Annotated in this window: 4 protein-coding genes; all 4 read left to right on the plus strand. The window is 47.6% G+C overall.

Translation table 11 applies throughout. The features are described 5' to 3' along the window. A partial coding sequence (locus DBO31_RS01420; RefSeq protein WP_150824262.1) for a hypothetical protein occupies positions 1-89 on the plus strand: 89 nt, incomplete at its 5' end. Positions 90-300: 211 nt separating this feature from the next. Further along, on the plus strand, positions 301-1,350 hold the full coding sequence (locus tag DBO31_RS01425; protein WP_059076174.1) for an ADP-ribosylglycohydrolase family protein: 1,050 nt from the start codon (positions 301-303) through the stop codon (positions 1,348-1,350). 185 nt (positions 1,351-1,535) lie between these two features. Continuing rightward, entirely contained in the window at positions 1,536-2,507 is a 972-nt protein-coding gene (locus tag DBO31_RS01430) for a 4Fe-4S cluster-binding domain-containing protein (protein WP_059076173.1), read from the plus strand. A 127-nt stretch (positions 2,508-2,634) separates the two neighbouring features. Next, the coding region (locus DBO31_RS01435; RefSeq protein ID WP_159897730.1) for a PD-(D/E)XK nuclease family protein at positions 2,635-5,802 on the plus strand (3,168 nt) is incomplete at its 3' end.

Below are 5,802 nucleotides of genomic sequence, written 5' to 3' on the forward strand. Positions count from 1 at the left end.
CGATCGCTATTGAAGCAGGCCTGCGTTTCGCTATCCGCGAAGGCGGCCGTACAGTAGGCGCCGGCGTTGTTTCCGAAATCGAAGGCTGATAACCCCTGTATTACCTATGGGAAAAATAAAAAGCATCTGCGACAATCGTTGCAGGTGCTTTTTTTATTGCACAATGGATGATTAATCTGTTATAATAAAAGTATAATCTTATATAATATAATAATATCAATAAATTGTAAACCCATTTTATAATTATTTTACAACTATGGGATTGATAGCGAATCGAATATACGTGTTGGAGGTGTGAAAATGGATACATGTGACCGATTCCTGGGATGTATGCTTGGTGGTGCAGCAGGCGATGCATTAGGATATATCATCGAATTTGACGATTGGTATACTATCCGGAAAAAATTCGGGCCTTATGGATTGCGGACGATACTGCGGCTGGATGCCAATGGGAGAAAAGGCATCATCTCGGATGATACACAAATGTCTCTTTTCACTGCCGACGGACTACTTTGGGCTGCTCATGATGAATTGGCGCCAGAAGAAGGTCTGTACCGTTCGTACATGCGTTGGTATTATACACAGACAAAGCAAGTCATTCAACCGGATCAGTCTGCCTGGATGACAAGGCAGGCCCATGAAAAAGAATGGGATTACGATATGATGGGGGAAGAAGATTTATATGCCCGGCGGGCACCGGGGAAAACCTGCCTGTCCGCTCTGGCGGGAAGTGGCCGGACAGACAGCCTCTATGCCGATAATGATAGTAAAGGCTGTGGTTCCATAATGCGTGCCGCTCCTGTGGGATTGTTTTATGCAGGTGATCCGGAAAAGGCTTTTGACGTAGGTTGTCAGTCAGGGCGTCTGACTCATGGGAATCCTACGGGATATCTGGCAGCAGGAATGCTCAGCGCGTCCGTTTCTCTCCTCAGCCAGGGAAAGGAATTAGCCGATACACTGCCAGAAGTCATGCGGATATTACAAAAACATGAGCATTATGAAGGTGTAAAGCGAGCAGTTATCCGGGCCATCGATGAAGCCGTGACCGATAGGGAAGCCTGGCGGGCTATGAAACGGATCGGCAAAGGCTGGGTTGCTGAAGAAACGTATGCTCTGGCTATTTATTGCCTGTTAAAAACAGGGACGTTGAAAGATGCCGTCATTATGGCTTGTAATCAGGATGGAGACAGCGACTCGTGCGGATCAGTCTGCGGCAATATGGCAGGTGCTATGTACGGGGCTGATGCTGTGCCGCGCAGCTGGTCTCACAAATTGGAATGTGGTGGCCTCGTCACCAGCCTGGCCCAGAATCTCTATAAAATCCACGAAACAGCGAAACAGAAGAATTGAAAGTCGCTAAAATAATTCAAAAATAACATAATATGTGTCTAGTTAATTATTTGACGATATTGACATTTGTGTTATGATAGTAATAAGTGCCCATGCTTGTTGGATATCACTGAACAGTGTAAATTGGAATGCCCGTTTATTTGGCGCTCCCGGCTGGGTAAAATGAATTTGAGGCGAATAAGAACATGATACAGACGCAGGTGAATACTACTGCAAGCACAGTTAAGACAAGACATCCATACAAAACGCGTGAAGGCGGAGCGACTATTACTATTTTTGTTCCGTACAACTGCCGCAATCATTGTCCCTTCTGCATCAATAAAGAAGAATATTCCCATCCAGAAGGTTTTTCGGCAGAAAAGATATGTCATAGCATTGAAATGATGAATCAGATTACGCCCTATTGTGATTATGTGTTTACTGGTGGGGAACCGTTTGCCAATCTGGACTCTCTTCAGATGATGCTCGATAAGATTCCCACAACTCACAAGGTGTATATCAACACGACATTGCCCGTTTTTGAATTCCAGACGGAAGATGACATTGTCAATTTTACGAAACGCAATAAAGACAAGATTACATGTATCAATGTATCCCGGCATATGCAGCATTATGTCGTAGAATCCAATGATTCTCTGCTGAGTCGGCTGGCGGTTCCCTTCCGCATTAATTGCGTGCTTTACAAAAACTATCCAGCCCAGGAACTGGTACCGTATCTGGAACGGTTCTACAAAATTCCCGGCGCTTCTGTGCAGTTCCGTTTCGATTACACGGCGACGACTCCCGATAATCTGTATGATGAACAAGGTGACCGCATTCTCCATGATTTGAAACAGATTGCCACTTATACGGGCCTGGATGGGTGCCGCATGCGTTGTGGATTCCATTTTGATTATAAGGGAATGGAACTGACCTATCATAAGACGCTGCCGTATAGTACGATTGTGGAAACAGATCCTAAGACAGGAATTACCTATGATATATTGTACGATATCCTGATTAAGCAGAATGGAGATATCCATTCTGACTGGGATGGAACGCTCATGGATGTAGACGCGTACCGCAAGGTCGTATTTGAACCATATGACCTCAAATGGCTGCAGCGCAGCCGTCCTTCCCGGTTGTCCTTTGTCAAAACTGCTTGTGCCGCAATTTGAAAAATCCCGCTGTTATCTGAATGGTAGCAGCGGGCCTTTTCTTTTTCTCTACTAGGATTCACATGCAGAGTGTGATAGAATATTTTATATGTATATTTGCAGTGAACACAGGAGAGGAGAGAGAACTGTGGCAGTAACCGTCGTATTTGGCAGGGCCGGCAGCGGAAAGACTGCCCGATGCCTGGAAGAAATCAGGAATTGGTCGAAAGATGGCGGAAAGGCTGTTTTGCTCGTACCTGACCAGGCTACGTACAGTATGGAAAGACGGTTTGCATCCACCATGCCGGGTCATGGATTTATGGGAACCCAGATTTTTGGATTTTCCCGGCTGGCATTCCAGGTCTTTCAGGAACGGAACAAAGAACATGCGTCGTTATCTGAATTGAGCCGCAATATCGTACTACAGCGTCTTCTAAGGCAGCACGGCAATGTATTGACTGTCCTTCAGACTGCCGCCTCGCAACCTAATTTTGTGACGACTATGGGCCAGTTCCTCATGGAATGCCGCTCCTTCCGTATTACACCGGATATGCTGCGGAATGCGGCAGGGCTGATGAATCAGCTGACACTGTCACATAAATTGGAAGACATCGCTTCATTGTATGAAAAATACTTGGAATTTCTGGGAGAACATTTTGGAAATGCCGATGATACGATGACACTGCTGGCAAGGGAACTGCCCAACTATACGTTTATTCAGGGAGCACGGGTCTGGGTCGATGGATTTCAATGGTTCACGCCGCAGCAGTTGCAGATTCTGCTGGCAGCCGAAAAAGTGGCTGATTCGCTGACCATAACCTTGACAATGGATGCAGAACGTGTTTCACAGCAGTCCCGCCATACGGCTTTGTATCACCGCCCCTGGGAAGTGTATCAGAGTCTTCTCCACATTTTTCCCCATTTGGAAACAGAGAACCTGCCCAATCCGCCATGCAAGGGAATACGACAGTTTACCAGGCATTTCTTTCAGTCCGTTCCGGATACACAGGACGTGCCGGTTAAGGAACTCATTGTTTCAGAATGTTCTGATCGCGCGGCTGAAATGGACGCCATTGCCAGACGCATTGCCCGTCTCGTGCAATACGGATACCGGTACAGGGATTTTCTGATACTCACCCGGACTAGCAATATGTATGATGCGCTGGGAGAACGGATATGCAAGTCTTATGGTATACCGTGCTTTACTGATTATCGGCGTCCCATGGCATCTCACCCTGCCGCAGAGGCTGTTGCCGCTTTTCTGGCACTGCTACGGTCCCACTGGTCACACGAGACAGTGTTCCGCCTTCTCAAAACGGATTTATTTCCTCTGGACCGGCATGAAGTGGATATCCTGGAAAATTACTGTCTGGCCAGCGGTATCAGCAGCCGGCAGTGGCTGAGCAGCCGGGAATGGACCTATTACCCACAAAAATATATGAGCGATGATGTAAGTCAGCATCCGGAAATACAGGAACGACTGCATCAGGTCAATGAAGTGCGGCAACGTGTTCAGCAGTATATACTTCCTTTCTGGCAGAAGGCACAGGGAGAAAAAAATTTGCGTGACTGGTGTACCCTTTTATTTACTTTTCTCCAGTCTATCCATGTTCCCGATACGCTGCGGCGTTGGAAGGAAGAAGATGAAGCAGTCCAGCGTATGACAGAAAGTAAAGAACATGAGCAGGTATGGAAAAAAATGCTGGCATTCATGGAAGAAATGACGGCCTTGTGCGGAGATGATGTGGTCAGTCTGGAAGAATTTTCCCAGATGGTGGAAGACGGCCTGAAGACGATGACGTTCAGCATTATTCCGCCGACACTGGATCATGTGACGATTACGTCAATCGAACGGGGGTATACCGGCAGTGGACGCATTGTGTTTTTATGTGGCATCAATGATGGGATTTTTCCTCAGCACAGCGGCGATGAGGGACTTCTAAGTGACGTAGAACGGCAAAGCCTGACAGAGGCCGGCGTGACGTTGGGGCCGGGGAGCCGGTTCCGTTCCCTGCAGGAAAAATTCCTGTTTTATCTGGCGGCCACCCGGGCCAGAGAACGGCTATATATCAGTTACGCGCTGGCTGATGAGCAGGGCGAGGAGCTGACGCCGTCTTTGTGGATCCAGCAGTTGATAGATAAAGGATATATTGCTGGCCTTCGAAAGGAAAGCGGAGAAGCTTCTCCGGCATCGGCTGCGGAGTATATCGTCTCTATGCCAGCAGCGTTGAAATATCTGCCAGTTATGCTGCGTCCGGCTGTAGAAAATAAAAAAATAGATTCCGTATGGTGGTCCTTGTATGACTGGGCGTTGCTCCATGGATGGAAACAGGTAACCGTACGGGCTGTGCAGGGCTTGTTTTATCATAACCGGCCGGAGCGGCTTCCCTATGAAACCGTACGCCGCCTCTATGCTCCGGAAGGGAGGATTGTCGGTTCCGTTACCCGGTTTGAAAGTTACCGTCAGTGCCCGTTTGCGTATTTTTCGCAATATGGACTGGGCCTTGCCGAACGGCCGATGCAGCATTTTTCGGCACCGGATCTGGGGATGCTTGTCCATGAAGCACTGCGCCGTATCGGAGAAAAATTGCTCACAGAAGGACGGCAGTGGCAGCATTTGCAGGATGAGGAAATAGGGCCGCTGTGTACGTCCATTGTAGAAGAGTTATCGCCGAAGATACAAAACGATATTCTCATGTCCAATGCGTATTTTATTCAAATCCAGGGAAGACTGATCCAGGTTCTCATCCGGACAGTGCGGCGTTTGTGTGAATTCAATAAGTCTTCTGATTTTCATACGACTGCCGTGGAAAAGGGATTTGGACAGGGGAAAAATGCCTGGAAGGCTTTGCAATTTACGCTGGACAATGGGCTGGAGGTCATCGTGACCGGGCAGATTGACCGCATTGACACACTCCATGCAGACGATACGGATTTTGTCGTTGTCATCGATTATAAATCGGGCAGCACCGTACTGGATTTGCAGAAAATTTACATGGGACTGGAATTACAGCTCCTGACGTATATGGATGTCGCCTTGAAAAACATAGGGCCTCAGGCCGCCCCGGCAGCCGTGTTATATTGCTATGTGCGAAGCCGGAAACTTTCAGAAAACCATTTGCTCAGCCAGGAGGAAAAAATCCAGCTATACAATAAAGAGAACAAATTAAAAGGTTTTTATCTGGACAGTCCTGACGTTATCCGGTATATGGATACGGCTATGGACGCATCTTCGTCATTTCTTAATGTGCGGCTCAATAAGAACGGCAATCTGAGTACAGCCGGATATAATGTATTTCCCTATTCCTGGTGGCAG

This window comes from Megasphaera sp. DJF_B143, from assembly GCF_900320625.1.
Lineage (GTDB): Bacteria > Bacillota > Negativicutes > Veillonellales > Megasphaeraceae > Megasphaera > Megasphaera hexanoica.

Coding starts and splice junctions, on each gene's coding strand:
- DBO31_RS01425 (WP_059076174.1), top strand. CDS start 301: ATGGATACATGTGACCGATTCCTGGGATGTATGCTTGGTGGTGCAGCA.
- DBO31_RS01430 (WP_059076173.1), top strand. CDS start 1,536: ATGATACAGACGCAGGTGAATACTACTGCAAGCACAGTTAAGACAAGA.